This is a genomic window from Sphingomonas sanguinis (assembly GCF_001476905.1).
Classification (GTDB): domain Bacteria; phylum Pseudomonadota; class Alphaproteobacteria; order Sphingomonadales; family Sphingomonadaceae; genus Sphingomonas; species Sphingomonas sanguinis_B.
In genome coordinates, this window is the sequence record NZ_LDTE01000074.1 from 1 (window position 1) to 19,707 (window position 19,707).

A 19,707-nucleotide genomic window follows, 5' to 3' on the forward strand; every position below is an offset into this window, starting at 1 on the left:
CAATTTCATCGCCCCCCCGCCCGCAGGCGGGAGGGGCCGGGGGAGGGAAAGCCGCAAGCGACACAGTCTGCCGAACCGCCCCTACCCCCCGAAGCGTTAAGATCACGCCGCCGCGACCGCCTCGGCCTTTTTCCCCCGCACGCCCAGCAAATGGCTGATCGCATAGGCCAGCTCGGCGCGGTTCAGCGTATAGAAGTGGAACCCCTTCACCCCGCCCGCATAGAGGCGGCGGCACATCTCGGCGGCGATGGTCGCGGCGACCAGCTGGCGCGCGGCGGGATGGTCGTCCAGCCCCTCAAACAGGCGGTCCATCCAGTCGGGGATGCTCGCCCCGCACAGGGCGGCGAACTTGCGGGTCTGCGCGACGTTCGACACCGGCAGGATGCCGGGCAGGATTTCCGCCGTGATGCCCGCCGCTGCCGCATCGTCGCGGAAACGGAAATAGGCTTCGGGCGAGAAGAAGAATTGGGTGATCGCACGGGTCGCGCCCGCATCGATCTTGCGCTTCAGATTGTCGAGGTCGGCCGCCTTGTCGGTCGATTCCGGGTGGCATTCGGGATAGGCCGCGACCGAAATCTCGAACGGGTGCAGCTTCTTGAGGCCCGCAACCAGATCGGCGGCATTCTCGTACCCGCCCGGATGGCTGACGAAGCGCGCGCCCTCGGCGGGGGGATCGCCGCGCAGCGCCACGATGTGCCGCACGCCCGCCGCCCAATATTCGTGGGCGACCTGATCGATCTCTTCGCGGGTGGCCTCGACACAGGTCAGGTGCGCCGCCGCCGCCAGCGTCGTCTCGCGCTGGATGCGCGCGACCGTGGCATGGGTGCGCTCGCGGGTCGAGCCGCCAGCACCATAGGTCACCGAAACGAAACGCGGATCGAGCGGCTCCAGCGTGCGGATCGCATCCCACAGCTGCGTGTCCATCTTCTCCGTCTTGGGCGGGAAGAATTCAAAGCTGACCGCGATATCGCCGCCCACATCGGCGAACAGCGGCTCCTCATGCGCCAGCGCGGCCTCGGCCCGCGTCAGGATCGTGTTCGTCATGCCGCCCTCACCCTATTCGTCTCGACGGGCCGAAGCCCCTTTTTCACACCCAGCCAGAGCTTGACGGTCAGTTCGCCGCCCTCCAGCGTCCTCGTCTCGGCCAGCGTCAGCCCGGCGGGGCCGAACCAGCTGGTCATTTGTTCGTCGGCAAAGCCCAGACGGCTATGCGCCGCCTTTTGCCGCAATTCCTCGCGATCATGCGGGGCGAAGTCCGCGATCAGCAACCGCCCGCTCGGCCCTAGCACCCGCGCCGCCTCCGCGATCGCCGCGCCCGGCTGCTGCGCGAAGTGCAGGACATGGTGCAGGATCGCGATATCCGCCGCGCCGTCGCCCATCGGCAGCGCATAGAGGTCCGCCTGGCGCAACTCGGTGTTGGCGCGACCGTGCAGCTTGGCGCGGGCGAGGCGCAGCATCTCCGACGATCGGTCGATACCCAGCGCCGCATCGGCGCGGTCGCCGAACAGCTCCAGCATCCGCCCCGTGCCGGTGCCGATATCGATCAGCGTGCCCAGATCGCCCTCGCCGATCAGGCCCGCCATCGCCTCCTCGATCTCGCTGTCCGCAACATGGAGCGAGCGGATCGCATCCCACTCGCCCGCATGATCCTCGAACCAGGCGGCCGCACTCGCTGCCCGGTCGGCACGCACCGCCGCCAGTCGCGCCACGTCCGCCACGACCCAGGGGTCGGGCGTCTCCGCCGTCCAGCGATCCAGCGCCGCCGTGATCGGCTCCACTGCCTCGCGATCGCCAAGCGCCACGAAGACCCAGCTGCCCTCCTTGCGCCGCTCGGCCAGTTCGGCATCGACCAGGATCTTCACATGGCGACTGACCCGCGGCTGGCTCTGCCCCAGCACCTGCGCCAGCTCACCCACCGACAGCTCCATCGAACGGAGCAGCGCCAGGATGCGCAGTCGCGTCGGATCGCCCAGAGCGCGAAAGATTTCGAGGGCGTTGGCCATGGATCACGATATAAAGATATCTTTATATGCGGTCAACGGAAGGAACTCATTTCCGCAGGCACGGACCCGAAACGGTCGATCTGCGTTGGCACGCCGATCATATGTTTGAAACGGGAGTGTTTGCCATGAAGAAGGTCCTGATCCTCGCCCTGACCGGTGCCGCCGCGATGTCGCTGGCCGCGTGCAGCCAGAACAGCCGCGAACAGACCCAGCAGGCCGCCGACGCCATTGGCTCGGACGTGAAGGCGACGACCCAGAACGCATCGGACGATGTCGAGGCGGCGACCGCCAAGGCGCTGAACTCGGCCGAGAACGCCATGGACAAGGCGGGTGCCAAGCTCGACCGCGCCGGTGACAATATCGACCGCGGCCTCGACCGTGCGGGCGACAAGATCGAAAACGGCACGGCAAAGGCCCGCGAAGCGACCGGCAACGCGCTGGTTCGTGCGGGCGAGGACGTTCGCCGCTAAAGACTTTATCCTTCGGGATGACGAAAGGGGGTCGACGAGGATTCGTCGGCCCCTTTTTCGTCGGCAGAGGACAACGCCCCGATCTCAGTCGAAGCGAACCTTCCCCCTCCCCGCCTTCACCTGGGACCGCCCCTTTTTGGCATCCACCCGCCGCGTTTGGGACGCACGCGTCGGTTTGGTCGGCCGCCGCTTCTTCGGCACGATCGTCGCCTCGCGTATCAGGTCGATCAGCCGCTCGCGCACCTCGCGCCGGTTCATTTCCTGCGAGCGGCTGGCGTCCGCGCGCAAGGTCAGCACGCCGTCCTTGCTCAGCCTTTGCCCGGCCAGCACCGCCAGGCGCATCTTCACCGCCTCGGGCAGGCTGGGAGAGCCGCCCACGTCGAAGCGCAGCAGCACCGCGCTGTCCGTCGTGTTGACATGCTGCCCACCCGGCCCGGACGCGCGGGTGAAGCTCTCGGCGATCTCGCGCTCGTCGATCGCGATGGCGCGGGTGACGGGGATCAGCGCCATCGCAGGTCCGCCTAGTTCTGGAAGATACCGAAGCGCTCAGGAATCGGGGCTTCGGCGGTGATCGGGTCCTTGGTGTCGCCGCGCGGCACGGTCAGGCTGGCGGCGTGGAGCAACATGCCCCCTGCCTCGCCCTCACCATAGACGGGATCGCCGACCACCGGAGCGCGCAGCCCGGTTGCGGCGTGGACGCGAATCTGGTGCGTGCGGCCGGTCTCCGGCCGGAATTCGACCAGCGTACGGCCATCCTCATGGCGAAGGGCTCGCCAGCCGGTCCGCGCGGACTTGCCCGACGGGTCGGCGACCATCCGCCACCCTTCCTCCATGGTCGACACCTTGGCGAGCGGCAGGTCGATCATGCCCTCCCCCTCGACCAAGCCGTTCAACACCGCCAGATAGCGCTTTTCGACCAGCCCGGACTCGAACGCCTGCTGGAAGCGGGCATGGGCCTTCGGGTTGCGCGACAGAAGCAGGCAGCCGCTGGTGTCGCGGTCCAGCCGGTGCACCGCGTGCGGCCAGCGCTTGAACCCGAACTTCAGCGATTCCAGATGGTTTTCGAGGCTGATCGACCCGTTGCGGGGCCGATCCACGGGCAAGCCCGCCGGTTTGTCGATTACCAGCGCTTCGCCGTCGATGAATAGAACGCGATCTCCGTGCATCGCGCTCCCTTGCCACCGCCAGCGCCGACATGCCAGAGGGCCGCGCGTCATGCCGACCCTTCTTGCCGCTTTGCTCCGCCTGTCCGCGCTGCTGTCGATCGCGGCGATGCCCGTCATGGCCCAGGCGCAATCCTGTGACGGCGCGCTGCCGGCGGCCGGGCCTGATGGCCGGGTCGCGGGGCATTTCCCCTATGGCGATGCCGCCCCTGCCGACATCGTGCCCGCGCCCGCCGGGTTCGGCCTGAAGCCCTATTGCCGCCTGCACCGCGCGATGATCCCCGATCTGTTGCGGATGCTGAACGCGGCCAAGGCCGATCCTTCGGTCGGCGGCACGCTGCACGGCCTGTCCTGCCACCGCGAGGTCGCCCGCCAGCGCAACGTCTTCTGCCGCGACCACAGCGTCTCGGCCGCCGAGCGCGCCATCTCGGTCGCGCCCGCCGGGCATAGCGAGCATGCGACCGGCTATGCCATCGACTTCGCGGTTCGCCCGGCCAAGGGATGCCCCGATGCCGAAGCCTGCATGGCCGCGACTCCGGCCGCGCGCTGGCTGATCGCCAACGCCCCCCGTTTCGGGTTCGAGATGAGTTTCCCGGCGGGCAACAACCAACGGGTGAAGTGGGAACCCTGGCACTGGCGCTGGGTCGGCACGAGCCCGAACGAGCCGGGCGCGGCACAGGCGCGGGCGGTGTTCGCAAGGGCACGGGCGCAGTTTCCCGCTAATCCTGGGGTACGCGATCCGTTGAAAGTCATGGTGACCAGCCAGCCGCCAGTCCCGGCCGCTCCGCCTGCCCCACCCGCCCCGGTGGTGAAGAAGGGCAAGCGGCGATAATCGCGGAGCCTGACCGTCGACTGCGCTCAGGTCGAATGGAGGTCAGACAAGAAGACGGGGGCGCCCATCGGCACCCCCGTATCCAAAATCAGCCGAACAGCTTGGCGGCCGTCTCGGCGATGCGCTTGCCCTGATATCGGGCGCCGTCCAGATCGACCTGGCTCGGCTGGCGGCTGCCATCGCCGTCCGCCAGCGTCGACGCGCCGTACGGCGTGCCGCCATGGACTTCCTTCACGCCCATCTGACCCTGGAACCCATAGTCCAGGCCGACGATCGTCATGCCGTGGTGGATCAGGTTGGTCAGCACCGAGAACAGGGTGGTCTCCTGCCCGCCATGCTGGCTGGCAGTCGAGGTGAAGGCGCCGCCGACCTTGCCGACCAGGCCGCCCTTCATCCACACGCCGCCGGTCGTATCCCAGAAGGCCGCCATCTGGCTCGCCATCCGGCCGTAGCGGGTCGGCGTGCCGACGATGATCGCGTCATAGTTCATCAGCGCGTCGGGGCCCTCAATCTCGGGGTGCGCGGTATCGGTCTTGAAGTGCGCGGCGGCGACCACTTCCGGCGGCGCGGTCTCGGCGACGCGGCGGATATCCACCTCGGCCCCACCGGCGCGCGCGCCCTCGGCAATGGCGTCGGCCATCTTCTCGATGTGACCATAGGACGAATAATAAAGGACCAGAACCTTGGCCATGTGACTTACTCCCTTCAGCTAGTGGTAGTTATTCGGAATCGACCAGAACGATCTCAGCATCCTCGATCGCCGTGATCGTCACGGTCCGGCCGCCGACCAGCGCCGCACCGTCCCGAGCCGCGAACGGCACACCGTCGATTTCGATCCGTCCGGTGGCGGGGACCAGATAGGCGTGACGCCCCTCGCCCACGCGGTGCTCGACGTTTTCACCGGCGCGCAGGGTCGCGCCCAGCACGCGCGCGTCGGCACGAATGCGCAGCGCATCGCCATCCTCCTCGAACCCGCTGGCCAGCGTCACGAACTTGCCCGAACGCTCGCCCTTGGGGAATGGCTTGGCACCCCAGCTCGGCTGTCCGCCGCGACTCCGCGGCTCGATCCAGATCTGGAAGAGCGTCGTCGGCTCGGCCTCCAGATTATATTCGGCGTGTCGCACACCCGAACCCGCGCTCATCACCTGGACGTCGCCCGCCGCTGTGCGGCCGACATTGCCCATCGAGTCCTGGTGCGTGATCGCGCCGGTGCGGACATAGGTGATGATCTCCATATCGGCATGGGGATGCGGCGGAAAACCGGCATTGGGCGCGATGACATCATCGTTCCACACCCGAATCGCGCCCCACCCCATGCGGGCGGGATCGTAATAATTGGCGAACGAGAAATGGTGCCGCGCGTCGAGCCAGCCATGGTTCGCATGGCCCAGGCTGTCGAAGCTGCGCCGGTCGATTCCGTTTGCGAGAACTTGCGTGGTCATGAGGGTAACTCCCTTGGTTGCTGCCAAGATAGGGTCGATTATGGTCGCGTAAACGGAAACGCTGGAAACCGATCGTTTCCACGTTCATTGTAGCGCGAAGCCGTGCCGCGGGTTCCGCGTGAGGGGGAGTGCCAAGGGGTGTCGATGCGTCTGCCGGATCTGGAAGCCTGGGCCATCTTCGCCGCGGTGGTCGAGCATCGCTCGTTCAGTGCCGCCGCCGATGCGATCGGCCTGTCCAAGGCCACCGTGTCCAAGGCGATCACCCGGCTGGAGGCACAACTCAACCAGTCGCTGTTCCACCGCACCTCGCGCCGCCTGGCCCTGACCGAGGCGGGCAAGCCGCTGGCCGAGCACGCCGCCCGCATCCTGGCCGAGGCGCGCGCCGCGGAGGAAGCCGCGCGCGACGCCGCCAGCGCGCCCGCCGGTCGCATCCGCCTGGCCGCGCCGATGTCGTTCGGCGTCGCCAATATCGCGCCAGTGATCGCCGATTTCCTGGCGGCCCACCCCGATATCGAGATCGAGCTCAGCCTGTCCGACGCACGGGTCGATATCGTTGCCCAGGGTTATGACATCGCTTTGCGCATCGCCGACCTGCCCGACAGTTCGCTGCGCGCCCGGCGGCTCTGCGGGATTTCGACGCATATCGTCGCCTCGCCCGGTTATCTGGCGAACCATGGCACGCCCACCCATCCCAACGAACTGGGCGAGCACCGGCTGCTCAGCTATGCCAACGTCACCGGCCCCTGGCGCTTCCGCCATCCGGGCGGCGCGGAAGTCTCCGTCCGGCCACAGGGACCGCTGACCGCCAATAGCGGCGATGCGCTGGTCCCCGCCGTCGTCGGAGGGCTGGGCATTGCCCGCCTGCCCGGCTTCATCATCGGGCCGCATCTGGCCTCGGGCCGGGCGGTGGCGATCCTGGAGGATTGGACGCCGCCGCCGATCGGGCTGCACCTGCTCACCCCGCCCAGCCCCTTGCGTCCCGCGCGGGTCGAGGCACTGATCGCCTGGCTGGCCGATCGGGTTCGCGACCCCTGTACCGCCGCCAAGGCGATGGAGGCCACACGATGAACCGCCTGCGCCCCGACGACAGCGATGCGCGCTTCATCCGCCGCATCGTCCTGACCCTGTTGATCCTGGCCGTTACCGCCGCGCTCTTCCGCGCAGGCGACCTGCTGATCCTAGCCTTCGGATCGATCCTGGGGGCGATCGTCATCCATGCCATCGCCGACCTCTATGCCGACCATCTGCCGATCGGGCCGAAGCGTTCGCTGACCCTGTCGATCGCGACCGTGCTGGCGGTGCTGGGGTTCCTCGCCTGGCTGTTCGGCGTCGCCTTTCGCCAGCAGCTCAACACGCTGGTCACGCAACTGCCCATCCTGATCGACCAGCTGGCCGCCTGGGCCTCGCAATCGCCGGTCGGGGCCAAGGTGGTCGACGCGGTGCGTGCCGCCTTTGCCGGGAGCCGCGTGGCGCGCGATATCGGCGGCCTCGTCTCGGGCGCGGGCGAGTTCGTCCTCAACTGCCTGCTGCTGCTGGTCGGCGCGCTGTTCTTCGCCGCAGATCCGAAGATTTACGAGCGTGGTTTCCTGCTGCTGGTCCCCCGGTCGATGCGCCCCGCCGTGGAGGATGCGCTGTTCGACACCGGATCGACCCTGCGCCTGTGGCTGCGGGCCCAGCTGATTCAGATGACGACGATGGGCGTGCTGGTCGGTGTCGGCCTGGCGATCGCCGGTGTGCCGTCCGCCGCCGCGCTGGGGCTGTTGACGGGGCTCAGCGAGTTCGTGCCCTATGTCGGCCCGATCGCGGCGATGCTGCCCGCGCTGGGGCTGGCGGCGCAGGGCGGGAACGGTGCGATCATTGGCACCCTCATCACCTTCGCTGTCGTCCGGCTTGTCCAGACCAATGCCATCACCCCCTTCGTCACGAGCCGCGTCGTCGCCATCCCGCCCGCCGTCACCCTGTTCGCGATTATCGGCATCGGCACGATCTTCGGGCTGTTCGGCCTGTTTTTTTCCGCCGCGCTGCTGATCGTGGCCTTCACCCTGATCCGCAGCCTGTACCTGCGCGAGGTGCTGGGCGAAGATATTCCGGTCGTGGAGCATCAGACTTTGCTCGGCCCCGGCGCAAAGATGAAATAACGGAATCATAATCCGGGTTAGGGACGAATTAACCTTTTACGTTCACATCAGCGTTGGTTAATGAATAAAGCATCAGGTCGCCGGGGCATCAGGGGGGCGATCACTCGCAAATGGGGATTGTCGATGCGCGTTTTGCTGATCGAAGACGAACCGACGACGGCCAAGGCAATCGAGCTGATGCTCGGCAGCGAAGGCTTTAATGTCTATACGACCGATCTGGGCGAGGAAGGCCTCGATCTGGGCAAGCTGTATGATTATGACATCATCCTGCTCGATCTGAACCTGCCGGACATGCACGGCTATGACGTGCTGAAGCGTCTGCGGGTCGCGCGAGTCTCGACCCCGGTACTGATCCTGTCGGGCATCAACGAGATGGACTCCAAGGTGCGCAGCTTCGGCTTCGGCGCCGACGATTACGTCACCAAGCCGTTCCACCGCGAAGAACTGATCGCGCGTATCCACGCGGTCGTCCGCCGGTCCAAGGGTCATTCGCAGTCGATCATCCGCACCGGCAAGCTGGCGGTCAATCTCGACGCCAAGACGGTCGAGGTCGACAATGCCCGCGTCCACCTGACCGGTAAGGAATATGCGATGCTGGAGCTGCTCTCGCTCCGCAAGGGCACGACTCTGACCAAGGAAATGTTCCTCAACCACCTCTATGGCGGGATGGACGAGCCCGAGCTGAAGATCATCGACGTCTTCATCTGCAAGCTGCGCAAGAAGCTCAGCCTGGCCTGCGAGGGCGAGAATTATATCGAGACGGTCTGGGGCCGCGGCTATGTGCTGCGCGAACCGGACGAGGTGGAGCAGGCCGAGGTCGCCTGATCCCTTTAACCGTTACCGAAAAAGGCCGGTTCGCGGGGGCGCGGACCGGCCTTTTTCGTGGAGCTTGCCCTTTGTCTTCGCCGTCAGGCCAGGCGCGGCCGCCGACGCCGCGCGATGATCGCCAGCAGCGCGAGGCCGGCCGCCATCAGGGCAACGCTACCGGGTTCAGGGATAGCGCTCGGCGATCCGCCGCTGCTGCCCGCCCCGCCCGACGATCCGCCCGAACTGCTCGGCGGGTTGGACGAGGATGGCGAGTAAGTGCCCACATAGGTGCCCAGGTGAAACTCGCCATTCTGCACCAGGCTGGCGAACACGGCCGATCCTTCGATATAGTTGCCGGTCACCGCCGCTGCCTTGGGGGCCAGTACCGATCCCTTCCACGCCGTGGTCAGCTCCAGGCTGGTCGCATCCGGGAAATTCCAGATGACATGCTGGCCCAGACCCGTCGCATTGCCGAGGAAATTGTCGTCGAGCCGGACCGACGATCCGCGGACATTGACGATCACCGTGTCGGCACCGTTGGCGTTGAACGCGATCTCGCCGAAGCGAGACAGGTCGGCGGCGTTGAGATTGAACACGCCAACGCCATTGGCGCCGGGCACCGCGTTGAAGGTCGCACGATTGCCGCTGATCGACACCTGCGCCGTCGCGGCGAGCGCGGCATAGCTGTTCGACAGATCGGTCATGCTGCTCGCCAGTAGGCTCTTCTGCTGGTTCAGCCCCGAGACGAAGTTCGGATCGCTGGCGCTCAGACCCGACTGGACGATATTCTGGTTGATATTGGTGTTGGACAGGCTGCCCCCCACTTTCACCGTCTGCACCGCGCCGTTCAGGTTCAGCCCGCTCTGGACATTGCCGCCGATCAGCGCGCCCGAGCCGTTGTTTAGGTTCTTCGCCCCGCCCAGCACGTCGCCGACCACGGTCAGCCCCGGCACCGAATAGCTGGACGCCGGAACCGTGCGAATCTGGTAGTTGGAGGAGTTACCGCTCAGATTGCCGCCGACAAAGGTCCGCCCCTCCACCTCCGAGCTGGAGGTCAGGTCGCCCAGCACGATGAGGTTCCATTCCTTGAGCGCATCGACGCCCACCACGGTCGGCGAGGCGATGGCGAGCGACGGCAGGGCAGCGACCAGCCCGGCGAGAAGTAAACGATGCTTCATGATCTGGGTTATAAACACCAAAGGCTGCGAAATCATGAGTCGCGATGCGCCCTGGCTCCCGAAGCGAGACGCCGACCCGTCCTATCGACAACGCAGCGTTACGGTATGCCCCGGCTTGTCATAGGTGATGGAGGAACAGTCCTTCAGCACGTCCGCGCCGATATAGACCACATAGGACGGCTTGCTCTTGGCCCGCTTGCCCTTGACCACGACATCGCGAGTCGCCGCCTCCAGGCCATCGGCCTCGCTGGGGTCGATATCGGTCGCCGCGCCATAGTCATGGGTGCGAACCAGCAAGTCGGTCAGTCGCACCGGCCCCAGCATCAGGGGCCGGCTCAATCGAACCGGTCGCGCCGGACGGCGAACGCCATGGGAGATGAGGACCTGCTCGACGGCTCCGTCGAACTGTGCGCCCTGCGCCCGCCCGATGGCCGCCCCCGCCGCCGCGCTGGCCACAGTGCGCGGAAATTGCGGGGCGAAGGCAAACAGTATGTCTTGGCCGCCGATCGGGACTTCGACGCTCGCCAGCCACCAGCCGTAACGTGGCGCCAGTTTCAATGTCGCCTCACCCTCCCCTGCCTGGGGCGGGCGAAGCGTAAAGCGCACGATCGGATCAGGCAGGACATGGGGACCGCCCAGCGCCTCGTCGCCCGGATAGGCGTCGGTCTCGAACCACTTGACCCATTGGCTTTCCGGCGGCGTGTCGCCGACGCCCAGCATCACGCGCTGCACACGCCCCGGCACGCGCACCGGGCCGATCCGCGCCGAGGATGCAGGCCCCATTGAGAACAGCTTGAACCCGCCCCCGCCGATCTTCGCGTCGTCCCCGAACAGCGCCTCGGCCCGCGCGCGGGGCACATAGAGGAAGGTCGGCAGGCCTGGCCCGATCCGGGCCGGGATCGCGTGCCCATCCACCGTGACGGTCACCCGCCCATCGGCAGGCACCTCGCGGATCGGCAGCGGCGGCGGCGGATCGCTGGCACCGACCAGTATCGGCAGCATCAGGACCGGCACCAGCCGCCGCGCGGGCGTCATGTCAGCGTCGTTCCCACACCTTCTGCCCGCCGATCCACGTTTCCTCGACCTTGGTCGCGCGCAGCTCGCTGGGGTTGATGTCGAGGGGGTTCCGGTCGACGATGATGAAGTCCGCCTGCTGGCCCGCCCCGAGCCGCCCGAACAGGTCCTCGGCGAATCCGGCATAGGCGCCGTCCATGGTGAAGGCGCGCCACGCCGCCTCGCGCCCGATGATCTCCTGCGGCTGCCACCCGCCATAGGGCTGACCGTCGGGGCCCTGGCGCGTGATCGCCGCCGCCCAGCCCGCGAACGGATCGGGGCGCTCGACCGGATAGTCCGACCCGAAGGCCAGCGTCGCGCCGTTCTTCAGCATGGTGTTCCAGGCATAGGCCCCCGCCAGCCGCGCCGGGCCCAGCCGCGCCTCGGCCATCTGGCGGTCGCTGGTTTCGTGCACCGGCTGCATCGAAGCGATGATGCCATGCTTGCCGAAACGCGGCAGGTCCGCCGGATCGACCACTTGCGCATGTTCGATTCGCCAGCGCCGGTCGCCCTTATAGGTCTCAGCCAATTCGTCGATCGCGTCGAGCACCTGCGCGTTCGCTCGGTCGCCGATCGCGTGGACCGCGACCTGATACTTGTCCATCGCCGCGCGGCTCATCAGGTTGCGGATGACGTCGTCGGTCATGAAGCCCAGGCCGGTCTGGCCGGGCGCGTCGGCATAGGGCTGCTTCAGCCACGCCCCGCGCGAACCCAGCGCGCCGTCGCCGTACAGCTTCACGCCGACCAACCGCAGCTTGTTGTTGTACAACCACGGCGTCGGCCCGGTGCCGCCGATGCGCACCGTATCATCGACGCCGCCGCCATAGCTCATGATCCGGACGCGCAGGTTTCCGGCATCGCCCATCCGGCGATAGGTCATCCATTCGTCCAATGTCGTGCCCATATCGGCGGTCGCGGTGATGCCGTGGCTCAGCAGCTCGTTCTGCGCCTTCAGGAAGGCGGCATTGCGATCCTTGGCCAGCGGTTGCGGGATCGCCTTCTGGATCAGCGCCATGGCCGCATCGACGAACACGCCAGAGGGCTGGCCGCCGACCTTCTCGATCCGGCCACCGGGGGGCGAGACGGTCTTGGCGGTGATTCCCGCCGCCTTCATCGCCGCGCTGTTCGCCCAGAGCGCATGGCCATCGGCGCGCTCCATGACGACCGGCCGGTCGGAGACGGCCGCGTCCATATCGGCGGCGGTGGGGAAGCGGCCCAAGGCCCAGCTTTCCTGGTTCCAGCCGCCACCCAAAATCCATTTCCGCTCCGGGTTCGCCGCGACATAGGCGGCGATCCGAGCCTTCGTCTCATCGAGCGACTTGGTGCTGCCCAAGTCCAGCTCGATCTGGCGGAAGCCCAGCGCCATGACATGCCCGTGCGAATCAACGAAGCCGGGCAGCAGCACCCGCCCCTTCATATCCGCGCGCCAGTCGAGCTTTTCCGGGCGCTTGTCCTTGGCCGACAGCAGCTTCACGACCTTGCCGTCCGGGGTCAGCAGCAGGCCGGTGAACCGCACGACCCTGCCGTCCTTGTCCAGCGTCAGGCCCGTCACATTGTCGACCAGCGCATCGGCAAAGGCCGTAGCCGGGGCCAGCGCTACGGCCAACGCCGTGAGGGCGGCGCGGAGGATGCGGGGGAAGGAAGCCTGCTTTACCATGGCCGTTCCCTATCGGGTGAAGGCGAAGGTGGGAAGCGCCGGACACAATCATTCCTCCCCTTACAGGGGAGGAATAGCCCCCCCTAAGACCGCCGCACCACCTCGCGAATCACGAAATGCGAGGCCAGCCGCGTCACCCCCGGTAGGCGGGCCAGCGTCTCGCGGTGGATGCGTTCGTAACTGTCGTCGCGGCGCACCTCGACCTGGATCATGTAATCCGCCTCGCCGCTCATCAGGAAACACTCGACGATCTCGGGACAGCGCAGGATTTCGCGCTCGAACGCCGCCATGGTATCCTGCCGCTGGTCCTTCAGCGTGACGTTGACCATCACGGTCGAGGGCCGCCCCCGCGCCTCATGGCTCAGGATCGCGCGGTATCCGGTGATGACGCCACTCTCGCGCAGTTGCGCCACGCGGCGATGCGCGGCGCTGGCGGACAGGCCGACCTTCTCGCCCAGCGACGCGCTGGTCAGGTCGGAATCGCGGGCCAGCTGGGCCAGGATACGGCGGTCGATCGCATCGGACATTTCATCCCGATACATCCGTATGATGCGCAAGAAAATCCCGTTTAAGCCATCTACGTGGGACCGCTTTGCACACCTCTCCCACCCTATCGGCGCTACTATCGCCCCAACAATCTTACGGAGAGTCTCTCATGCGCGTCGGTGTCCCCAAGGAAATCAAGAACCACGAATATCGCGTCGGCCTGACCCCGCCGTCGGTCGCCGAGCTGGTCGCCGCCGGTCATGAGGTGATCGTCGAGACCAAGGCCGGCACCGGCATCGACTTCGAGGACCAGGACTATATTGACGCGGGCGGGCGCATCGTCGCCACCGCCGCCGAGGTGTTCGACCAGGCCGAGATGATCGTGAAGGTCAAGGAGCCGCAGCCGGTCGAGGTCGCGATGCTCCGTCCGCATCACCTGCTCTTCACCTATCTCCACCTCGCCGCCGACAAGCCGCAGGCCGAGGGCCTGATGAAGTCGGGCGCGACCTGCATCGCCTATGAAACGGTCACCAGCCCGCGGGGCGGCGTCCCGCTCCTGAAGCCGATGTCGGAAGTCGCGGGCCGCATGGCTGTGCAGGTCGGCGCGCATTATCTCGAAAAGCAGCAGGGCGGCCGTGGCATCCTGCTCGGCGGGGTACCCGGCGTGGCACCGGCCAAGGTCGCGATCCTGGGCGGCGGCGTCTCGGGCGTGAACGCGGCGCAGATGGCGGTCGGCCTGCGCGCCGACGTCACCATCTACGACATCAACAACGACCGTCTGGCCGAGCTGGACATGTTCTTCTCCAGCCAGATCAAGACCGCCTATGCGTCCAAGGCGGCGATCGCTGCGGCGGTGAAGAATGCGCACCTCGTCATCGGCGCGGTGCTGGTTCCCGGTGCGGCGGCGCCCAAGCTCGTCACCCGCGACATGCTGAAGACGATGAAGCGCGGGTCGGTGATGGTCGACATCGCGATCGACCAGGGCGGCTGCTTCGAGACCAGCCATGCCACGACCCACCAGGACCCGGTGTTCGAGGTCGACGGCGTGATCCATTACTGCGTCGCCAATATGCCCGGCGCGGTCGCCCGCACCTCGACCTTCGCGCTGAACAACGCGACGCTGCCTTTCGCGGTGAAGCTGGCGAACATGGGCGCCGAGGCCGCGATGAAGGCCGACGCGCATCTGGCGAACGGCCTGAACGTCTCGGGCGGCAAGATCCGCCACGCGGCGGTCGCCGAAGCGCTCGACCTGCCGTTCGAGGCTTGGGCAGGCTAAACCCCTTTTCGTACTGAGCGAAGTCACGGCCCGGGGCCATTGCGCCTTTGCCTTCGACTTCGCTCAGACGGCCTCAGCCGGACACTCTTTACGTCTCGGCACCCAAAAGAAGCGAAACAAAACTGGAACATCGCCGTTGATCCCGTCGAAAGGATCACGCCATGACCGACAATCCCAAGACCGAGCCCTTCTCCAATGCCGAGAAGGACCCCGATGACTGGACCACCGGCGATGAGCCGATGACCGGCGCGCAGGCCAGCTATCTCAAGACCCTGTCCGAAGAAGCGGGCGAAGCGTTCGACGATACGCTGACCAAGGCGGATGCTTCCAAGCGGATCGACGCGTTGCAGGACAAGACCGGCCGGGGCCAGTAATCCCTATTGCCCCATCATGCGAAGCGCCTGATCGAGCAGCATCACCCGCTGCTCGATTGCCGGGCGATAGGTGGCATCGGCCGGCGTCTTTTGCAGCGCGAGCCGCCACAGGATTTCCGCCTTCTTGAAATCCCCGGCGCGCATCCACGCCAGCCCCTCGAAAAAGAAGGGCGTGGGATCGTTCGGCCCCAGCCTGCGCGCGCGGCGAAAGGCGAATTGCGCGGCGGGCGACATCTGATAGCCGTCATGCGCGAACAGGACATTGCCCAGCTCGGTCCAATAGGGAACGCTCCGCGGGCTACCGCCAACCGCGCCCAGCATGATCTTCACCGCCGTGCGCTTGTCGCCCGAACGGGACAAGGCGTCGGCCGCGACAAACATCTGCGCCTCTTCGCCGAACCGCCCGATCAGCTGGTTGCGCAAGTCGGCAATCGCGTCGTCATCGTGCAGCGCGTCGGGGCGCGGCGTGGGCGCACTGGCCGCCAATGTCGGCCGCCCCTGCCACGCATAGCCGACCCCGCCCAGCGCCAGCGCGGCACCCAGCATCGTCCAGAGCGGCCGGGGAAACCGCAGCCACAGCGCCAGCCCCATGGCCGCCGCCGCCAGTACCAGCAGGATCAGCCAGCCCATCAGCGGCGCCTCCGAAAACTCGACCGGGCGATCCATGCGCCGATGGCGAGCAACAGGATCGGCGTCGCCCACAGCAGCGCCGTCGCTCCCGACAAGGGCGGATCATAGCTGACATAATCGCCGTACCGCTCGACCAGCCAGTGGCGGATCGCCTCTGGCTTTTCGCCCTTCGCGATCCGCTGGCGGACCAGCGCGCGCATGTCGGCGGCCATGTCCGCATCGCTGTCGGCAATCGACTGGCCCTGGCACACGACGCAGCGCAGCTCGCCCATCAGCGCGCGCGCCTGCGCCTCGGCACGGGGATCGGGGAGCTGGGTATTGCCGTAATCGGGCGCGGGGGTGCCAGCCGCCAGCAGCAGGGCAAGGACCCGGCTCATCGCGCCGCCGCCACGTCGCGGACGATCTGGTCGACCTGATCGGCGCGGATATCACCGATATATTGTCGGACGATCCGCCCGCGCCCGTCGATCAGGAACGTCTCCGGCACACCCGACGAGCCGAGCGCCATCTGCACACTGCTGCGCGCATCGTCGCCGATCGCGGTGTAGGGATCACCGTTGCGGCGCAGGAAATCGGCGATGGCGGGGCCCTTGTCGTGAATGGCGATGGCGTCGATCGCCACGCCCTTCGCCTTCAGCGCCATCAGCTGCGGCGCTTCCGCGATGCAGGGGATGCACCAGCTGGCGAAGACGTTGAGCAGCCGCGGCTGGCCCTTGCCGAAATCGGCGCTTGCCAGGCCCGGCTTGCCAGGCACCATCGGGTCCAGGCGGAAATCGGGCAGCGGCTTGTCGACCAGCGTCGAATGGACGGCGGTGTCGGCCGGGTGCATCAGCCGGGTCGCGACCACGACGAACAATATCGCGAAGACCGCCAAGGGGGCCCAGATCAGCCAGCGCTTCATTCCCACAACCGCGCCCTTCGCCGCTGTTGCCAGCCCTTGAACCACCGACCAAACAACGCCAGCGCCCCGCCCAGCGCGACCAGCGCACCGCCCAGCCAGATGAGCGTGACGAACGGCTTCCACCACAGCCGCAATTGCCAGCGGCCGGTCGCCACGTCCTGCTGCCCCAGCACCGTGTAGAGCTGTCCGTCCCAATGGGTCGCGATGGCGCTTTCGCTGGTCGTGGTCGGCGGATCGGTGAAGAAGCGTTGTTGCGGGCGCAGCGTCTCGGCTGTGCCGTCGCGCGCCACGGTCAGCTTGGCGGCCAAGGCTGACCAATTGGGCCCGACATTGGGATAGATGCGATCGAGCTGCACCCGCCACGGGCCCACGATCGTCGCCTGCCCCGGATACAGCGCCACCAGCCGCTCAGCGGTGAAGGCGCTGTCGCAGGCCATGCCGATCATGCTCACCCCGATCCCGGCATGGGCGACGACCATGCCCCAGATGGGCAGCGGCGTGCGCCGCCAGTTGCGCCGAGTAATCGGCAAGACGCTCGCCACGATCAGCCCGACCCCGAAGGACAGGCCGAGCAGCGGCAATATGCCCATGCCGCCGGTCAGGGTCAGGACCAGCGCGAAGGTCCCTGCCGCAGCGACCATCGGCCATAGCATGCGGATCAGCACCGCCTCCGCCTGATCCTGCCGCCAGCGAAGCATCGGCCCCACCGCCATGACGGCGACCAGCGCCAGCGCGATCGGCCCGGCGGCGGCGTGGAAGAAGGGCGGGCCGACCGACAGCCGCACGCCGAACCCGGCGGCAACCAGCGGATAGAGCGTGCCGATCAGCACGATGCCCAGGATCACCGACAGCAGCAGATTGTTGACGACCAGCCCGCCCTCGCGGCTGACGAAGGCGAAGCTCCGCCCCGCCCGCACCTGCCCGATCCGCGCGCCGAACAGTGCCAGCGCCCCGCCGATATAGATACCCAGCAGCGCCAGGATGAACGCTCCGCGCCGGGGATCGACGGCAAAGGCATGGACGCTGGTCAGGATGCCGGATCGCACCAGGAAGGTGCCGATCATCGACATGGAAAAGGCGACCACCGCCAGCATCACCGTCCACGCCCGAAGGCCGTCGCGCGCCGCCAGCACATTGACCGAATGAAGCAGCGCGGTCGCGGCCAGCCACGGCATCAACGAAGCATTCTCGACCGGGTCCCAGAACCACCAGCCGCCCCAGCCCAGCTCATAATAGGCCCAGTAGGAGCCCGCCGTGATGCCGATGGTCAGCAGCACCCAGGCACCCAGCACCCAGGGCCGCATCGCGCGGGCAAAGGCCGGGCCGACCTGCCCGGTCACCAGCGCGCCGACCGCAAAGGAAAAGGCGACCGACAGCCCGACATAGCCCGCGTACAGCGTCGGCGGGTGAAAAGCCAAGCCGGGGTCCTGCAACAGCGGGTTCAGCCCCTGCCCCTCGATCGGCGCGGGGTTCAGTCGCGCGAACGGATTCGAGGCGAACAGCAGGAAGGCATAGAAACCCAGCGCGATCGTGCCCTGCGCGGCCAGCGTCGCGACATGGGTCGCCCGGTCGAGCGTGCGTTCCTTCCATGCCACCAGCGCGCCGCCCGCGCCCAGGATCGTCACCCACAGCAGCATCGAGCCTTCATGATTGCCCCAGGCGCCTGCGAATTTGTATATCCACGGCTTGGCCGAATGGCTGTTCTCGGCGACCAGCTTGACCGACAGATCGGTGTTCAGGAACACCGCGATCAGCGCCGCCATGGCGATCGCGACGAGTGCTCCCTGTACGATGGCGACGGGGCCAATCGCCGCCATCGCCTGCTCGCCCGCCGCATCCTTGCGACGGAGTGCGAGCACGCCCAGCAACAGCTGCAACCCCGCCAGCATCGCGGCGAACCAGAGCGCGGCCAGACCGCTTTCCGCGATCACGGCTCCAGGCTCCGGCTCTCGTGCATCTTGCCCGCCATTTCGGGGGGCATGTATTTCTCATCATGCTTGGCGAGCAGGTTGGTCGCGACGAAGCGGCCATCGGGCTGGAACTGCCCCTCCGCCACCACGCCCGATTTTTCGCGGAACAGGTCGGGCGTGATCCCGGCAAAGGTGACGGGCGTCGTCGCCTTGCCGTCGGTCACGACGAAGCGCACCGTCACGCCGTCGGGCGCGCGGTGTACCGATCCCGCCTGAACCATGCCGCCCAGCCGCACGGCCTTGCCCAGCGGCAGGCCCTGCGCCTTCGCGTCGGAGGGGGTGTAGAAGAACGCCGCCTGGTCCTTCATCGCCGACATGGCGAGCAGCACCGCCGTGACGATCGCGGCCAGCGCCAGCAGCGCCAGCGTGAGGCGTTGGGATTTGGGCGTCATTTCTCGGCGCGCTTCATCGCCAGATAGCTGATCAGGGTCAACGCGCCCGCGCCCCCCAGCATGACCGCATAGGCCGCCGCCACGAACGCCATCTGGTTCATGCGCGCGCCATCCGCCGCATCCGCGCCTCGGCCTTGGCCCGAGCGAGCAGCGTGCGCATCCGCATCAGCACGATGGCCGCGAATAGGAAGGTGAAACCGCCGAGCGCGATCGGCAGCGGCCAGAGCAGCGACTTGTCGATGCTGGAGCCGGTCAGCCCGATCGACTGGCCCTGATGCAGTGTGTTCCACCAGACGACCGAGTAGCGGATCACCGGAAGCAACGCCGTGCCCGCCAGCCCGTACAGCGCCGGAATTCGCCCATCCCCGCCGCGATCCGCATCGGCGCGGGCGAGTGCGATATAGCCCAGATAGACGAAGAGCAGCAGCAGCATCGAGGTCAGCCGCCCGTCCCATTGCCACCATGTCCCCCAGGTCGGTCGTCCCCAGATCGAACCTGTGGCGAGACACAGGGCGGTAAATACCGCCCCCGGCCAGGCAATGGCGCGGCCCGCGACTTGCGCCAGTGGATGCCGCCACACGATCAGCGACAGGCTGGCGATGGCGATCCCGCTCCATCCCCCCATGCCCAGCCAGGCGGCGGGGACATGGATATAGAGGATGCGCACCGTCTCGCCCTGAAGATAATCCGGCGGCGTCTGGGTCAGCCCTGCCCAGACCGCAACCGCGATCAGCACGATGCCGATCCCCAGGAAAATCCCGGTCAGCGGACGAGCGATCTTCAGGAAACGCGCAGGGTTGGCAAGGGTGTGCAGTGTGGCCACGATGACCGGACTGTAAGGCGGTTTTTCGGGCGCGTCATCCGTTGCGACGGGATAAAGTTTGACGCTCTTTCCGTCTTCTTAAGCCCCTCCCGCAGGCGGGAGGGGGTTGGGG

Annotated in this window: 23 protein-coding genes; 7 read left to right on the forward strand and 16 right to left on the reverse strand. The window is 67.1% G+C overall.

The window, feature by feature from the left end; all coding sequences use genetic code 11:
* Positions 1-102: 102 nt before the first annotated feature.
* Entirely contained in the window at positions 103-1,044 is a 942-nt protein-coding gene (metF, locus tag SB4_RS11980) for a methylenetetrahydrofolate reductase (protein ID WP_058752754.1), read from the reverse strand.
* The gene (locus SB4_RS11985) at positions 1,041-2,003 is read right to left on the reverse strand and encodes an ArsR/SmtB family transcription factor (protein ID WP_058752755.1); all 963 of its coding nucleotides are present in this window, start codon (positions 2,001-2,003) and stop codon (positions 1,041-1,043) included. The genes metF and SB4_RS11985 overlap by 4 nt, the downstream gene beginning before the upstream one ends.
* A 125-nt stretch (positions 2,004-2,128) precedes the next feature.
* Between SB4_RS11985 and SB4_RS11990 the strand changes: the two genes are divergently transcribed.
* Positions 2,129-2,473 (forward strand): hypothetical protein, encoded by a 345-nt coding sequence (locus tag SB4_RS11990; RefSeq protein WP_058752756.1) that lies wholly within the window; start codon positions 2,129-2,131, stop codon positions 2,471-2,473.
* 84 nt (positions 2,474-2,557) lie between these two features.
* On the opposite strand, the gene arfB is transcribed toward SB4_RS11990, so the two are convergent.
* Together arfB and SB4_RS12000 are read right to left on the reverse strand one after the other, a co-directional pair.
* On the reverse strand, positions 2,558-2,983 hold the full coding sequence (gene arfB, locus SB4_RS11995; RefSeq protein WP_058734015.1) for an alternative ribosome rescue aminoacyl-tRNA hydrolase ArfB: 426 nt from the start codon (positions 2,981-2,983) through the stop codon (positions 2,558-2,560).
* Between the two features lie 11 nt (positions 2,984-2,994).
* A complete protein-coding gene (locus SB4_RS12000; protein ID WP_058734016.1) occupies positions 2,995-3,639 on the reverse strand; it encodes an RluA family pseudouridine synthase in 645 nt (214 codons plus the stop codon).
* A gap of 49 nt (positions 3,640-3,688) precedes the next feature.
* Between SB4_RS12000 and SB4_RS12005 the strand changes: the two genes are divergently transcribed.
* The gene (locus tag SB4_RS12005; protein WP_058752757.1) at positions 3,689-4,468 is read left to right on the forward strand and encodes a M15 family metallopeptidase; all 780 of its coding nucleotides are present in this window, start codon (positions 3,689-3,691) and stop codon (positions 4,466-4,468) included.
* An 88-nt stretch (positions 4,469-4,556) separates the two neighbouring features.
* On the opposite strand, the gene wrbA is transcribed toward SB4_RS12005, so the two are convergent.
* Together wrbA and SB4_RS12015 are read right to left on the reverse strand one after the other, a co-directional pair.
* Positions 4,557-5,159: an NAD(P)H:quinone oxidoreductase gene (gene wrbA, locus SB4_RS12010; RefSeq protein ID WP_042484900.1), complete on the reverse strand. Its 603-nt coding sequence runs from the start codon at positions 5,157-5,159 to the stop codon at positions 4,557-4,559.
* Between the two features lie 28 nt (positions 5,160-5,187).
* Entirely contained in the window at positions 5,188-5,910 is a 723-nt protein-coding gene (locus SB4_RS12015; RefSeq protein ID WP_058752758.1) for a pirin family protein, read from the reverse strand.
* Positions 5,911-6,054: 144 nt separating this feature from the next.
* Between SB4_RS12015 and SB4_RS12020 the strand changes: the two genes are divergently transcribed.
* The 3 genes from SB4_RS12020 (at position 6,055) to ctrA (ending at position 8,873) form a co-directional block, all read left to right on the forward strand.
* Entirely contained in the window at positions 6,055-6,978 is a 924-nt protein-coding gene (locus SB4_RS12020; RefSeq protein WP_058752759.1) for a LysR family transcriptional regulator, read from the forward strand.
* Complete coding sequence (locus tag SB4_RS12025) at positions 6,975-8,048, forward strand: AI-2E family transporter (protein WP_058717907.1); 1,074 nt, start codon at positions 6,975-6,977, stop codon at positions 8,046-8,048. The genes SB4_RS12020 and SB4_RS12025 overlap by 4 nt, the downstream gene beginning before the upstream one ends.
* Positions 8,049-8,171: 123 nt before the next feature.
* Positions 8,172-8,873: a response regulator transcription factor CtrA gene (gene ctrA, locus SB4_RS12030; RefSeq protein ID WP_058717908.1), complete on the forward strand. Its 702-nt coding sequence runs from the start codon at positions 8,172-8,174 to the stop codon at positions 8,871-8,873.
* 83 nt (positions 8,874-8,956) lie between these two features.
* On the opposite strand, the gene SB4_RS12035 is transcribed toward ctrA, so the two are convergent.
* From SB4_RS12035 to SB4_RS12050, 4 genes are all read right to left on the reverse strand, one after another.
* Positions 8,957-10,033 (reverse strand): choice-of-anchor A family protein, encoded by a 1,077-nt coding sequence (locus SB4_RS12035; RefSeq protein WP_058752769.1) that lies wholly within the window; start codon positions 10,031-10,033, stop codon positions 8,957-8,959.
* A gap of 81 nt (positions 10,034-10,114) precedes the next feature.
* Positions 10,115-11,068, reverse strand: coding sequence for a hypothetical protein (locus tag SB4_RS12040; RefSeq protein ID WP_058752760.1), 954 nt, complete (start codon positions 11,066-11,068; stop codon positions 10,115-10,117).
* Position 11,069: 1 nt separating this feature from the next.
* On the reverse strand, positions 11,070-12,743 hold the full coding sequence (locus SB4_RS12045) for an amidohydrolase (RefSeq protein ID WP_058752761.1): 1,674 nt from the start codon (positions 12,741-12,743) through the stop codon (positions 11,070-11,072).
* A gap of 83 nt (positions 12,744-12,826) precedes the next feature.
* Positions 12,827-13,270 (reverse strand): Lrp/AsnC family transcriptional regulator, encoded by a 444-nt coding sequence (locus SB4_RS12050; RefSeq protein WP_058715452.1) that lies wholly within the window; start codon positions 13,268-13,270, stop codon positions 12,827-12,829.
* A 128-nt stretch (positions 13,271-13,398) separates the two neighbouring features.
* Between SB4_RS12050 and ald the strand changes: the two genes are divergently transcribed.
* The gene (gene ald / locus SB4_RS12055) at positions 13,399-14,505 is read left to right on the forward strand and encodes an alanine dehydrogenase (RefSeq protein ID WP_058752762.1); all 1,107 of its coding nucleotides are present in this window, start codon (positions 13,399-13,401) and stop codon (positions 14,503-14,505) included.
* Between the two features lie 161 nt (positions 14,506-14,666).
* The gene (locus SB4_RS12060; protein WP_058715444.1) at positions 14,667-14,879 is read left to right on the forward strand and encodes a DUF3072 domain-containing protein; all 213 of its coding nucleotides are present in this window, start codon (positions 14,667-14,669) and stop codon (positions 14,877-14,879) included.
* Positions 14,880-14,882: 3 nt separating this feature from the next.
* On the opposite strand, the gene SB4_RS12065 is transcribed toward SB4_RS12060, so the two are convergent.
* The 6 genes from SB4_RS12065 to ccmC all read right to left on the reverse strand — a co-directional run bounded on the left by SB4_RS12065 (position 14,883) and on the right by ccmC (position 19,595).
* Positions 14,883-15,545, reverse strand: a complete 663-nt coding sequence (locus tag SB4_RS12065; protein ID WP_058752763.1) for a tetratricopeptide repeat protein — start codon at positions 15,543-15,545, stop codon at positions 14,883-14,885.
* Positions 15,509-15,886, reverse strand: coding sequence for a cytochrome c-type biogenesis protein (locus SB4_RS12070; RefSeq protein ID WP_058752764.1), 378 nt, complete (start codon positions 15,884-15,886; stop codon positions 15,509-15,511). The genes SB4_RS12065 and SB4_RS12070 overlap by 37 nt, the downstream gene beginning before the upstream one ends.
* Positions 15,883-16,410: a redoxin family protein gene (locus tag SB4_RS12075; protein WP_058752765.1), complete on the reverse strand. Its 528-nt coding sequence runs from the start codon at positions 16,408-16,410 to the stop codon at positions 15,883-15,885. Before SB4_RS12075 ends, SB4_RS12070 begins: the two co-directional genes overlap by 4 nt.
* Positions 16,407-18,341, reverse strand: coding sequence for a heme lyase CcmF/NrfE family subunit (locus SB4_RS12080; protein ID WP_058752766.1), 1,935 nt, complete (start codon positions 18,339-18,341; stop codon positions 16,407-16,409). The genes SB4_RS12075 and SB4_RS12080 overlap by 4 nt, the downstream gene beginning before the upstream one ends.
* Positions 18,338-18,772, reverse strand: a complete 435-nt coding sequence (gene ccmE, locus SB4_RS12085; protein ID WP_058752767.1) for a cytochrome c maturation protein CcmE — start codon at positions 18,770-18,772, stop codon at positions 18,338-18,340. The genes SB4_RS12080 and ccmE overlap by 4 nt, the downstream gene beginning before the upstream one ends.
* 97 nt (positions 18,773-18,869) lie before the next feature.
* Positions 18,870-19,595: a heme ABC transporter permease CcmC gene (gene ccmC, locus SB4_RS12090; protein ID WP_058752768.1), complete on the reverse strand. Its 726-nt coding sequence runs from the start codon at positions 19,593-19,595 to the stop codon at positions 18,870-18,872.
* Positions 19,596-19,707 lie beyond the last annotated feature (112 nt).

Excerpts from the sequence above, each read along its gene's own strand:
- SB4_RS12070 (WP_058752764.1), bottom strand. The coding sequence starts at position 15,886 with ATGAGCCGGGTCCTTGCCCTGCTGCTGGCGGCTGGCACCCCCGCGCCC.
- SB4_RS12025 (WP_058717907.1), top strand. The coding sequence starts at position 6,975 with ATGAACCGCCTGCGCCCCGACGACAGCGATGCGCGCTTCATCCGCCGC.
- wrbA (WP_042484900.1), bottom strand. The coding sequence starts at position 5,159 with ATGGCCAAGGTTCTGGTCCTTTATTATTCGTCCTATGGTCACATCGAG.
- ccmE (WP_058752767.1), bottom strand. The coding sequence starts at position 18,772 with ATGACGCCCAAATCCCAACGCCTCACGCTGGCGCTGCTGGCGCTGGCC.
- arfB (WP_058734015.1), bottom strand. The coding sequence starts at position 2,983 with ATGGCGCTGATCCCCGTCACCCGCGCCATCGCGATCGACGAGCGCGAG.
- SB4_RS12020 (WP_058752759.1), top strand. The coding sequence starts at position 6,055 with ATGCGTCTGCCGGATCTGGAAGCCTGGGCCATCTTCGCCGCGGTGGTC.
- SB4_RS11990 (WP_058752756.1), top strand. The coding sequence starts at position 2,129 with ATGAAGAAGGTCCTGATCCTCGCCCTGACCGGTGCCGCCGCGATGTCG.
- ald (WP_058752762.1), top strand. The coding sequence starts at position 13,399 with ATGCGCGTCGGTGTCCCCAAGGAAATCAAGAACCACGAATATCGCGTC.
- ctrA (WP_058717908.1), top strand. The coding sequence starts at position 8,172 with ATGCGCGTTTTGCTGATCGAAGACGAACCGACGACGGCCAAGGCAATC.
- SB4_RS12040 (WP_058752760.1), bottom strand. The coding sequence starts at position 11,068 with ATGACGCCCGCGCGGCGGCTGGTGCCGGTCCTGATGCTGCCGATACTG.
- SB4_RS12035 (WP_058752769.1), bottom strand. The coding sequence starts at position 10,033 with ATGAAGCATCGTTTACTTCTCGCCGGGCTGGTCGCTGCCCTGCCGTCG.
- SB4_RS12065 (WP_058752763.1), bottom strand. The coding sequence starts at position 15,545 with ATGGATCGCCCGGTCGAGTTTTCGGAGGCGCCGCTGATGGGCTGGCTG.
- SB4_RS12015 (WP_058752758.1), bottom strand. The coding sequence starts at position 5,910 with ATGACCACGCAAGTTCTCGCAAACGGAATCGACCGGCGCAGCTTCGAC.
- SB4_RS12060 (WP_058715444.1), top strand. The coding sequence starts at position 14,667 with ATGACCGACAATCCCAAGACCGAGCCCTTCTCCAATGCCGAGAAGGAC.
- SB4_RS12000 (WP_058734016.1), bottom strand. The coding sequence starts at position 3,639 with ATGCACGGAGATCGCGTTCTATTCATCGACGGCGAAGCGCTGGTAATC.
- SB4_RS11985 (WP_058752755.1), bottom strand. The coding sequence starts at position 2,003 with ATGGCCAACGCCCTCGAAATCTTTCGCGCTCTGGGCGATCCGACGCGA.
- SB4_RS12075 (WP_058752765.1), bottom strand. The coding sequence starts at position 16,410 with ATGAAGCGCTGGCTGATCTGGGCCCCCTTGGCGGTCTTCGCGATATTG.
- SB4_RS12005 (WP_058752757.1), top strand. The coding sequence starts at position 3,689 with ATGCCGACCCTTCTTGCCGCTTTGCTCCGCCTGTCCGCGCTGCTGTCG.
- SB4_RS12045 (WP_058752761.1), bottom strand. The coding sequence starts at position 12,743 with ATGGTAAAGCAGGCTTCCTTCCCCCGCATCCTCCGCGCCGCCCTCACG.
- SB4_RS12050 (WP_058715452.1), bottom strand. The coding sequence starts at position 13,270 with ATGTCCGATGCGATCGACCGCCGTATCCTGGCCCAGCTGGCCCGCGAT.
- metF (WP_058752754.1), bottom strand. The coding sequence starts at position 1,044 with ATGACGAACACGATCCTGACGCGGGCCGAGGCCGCGCTGGCGCATGAG.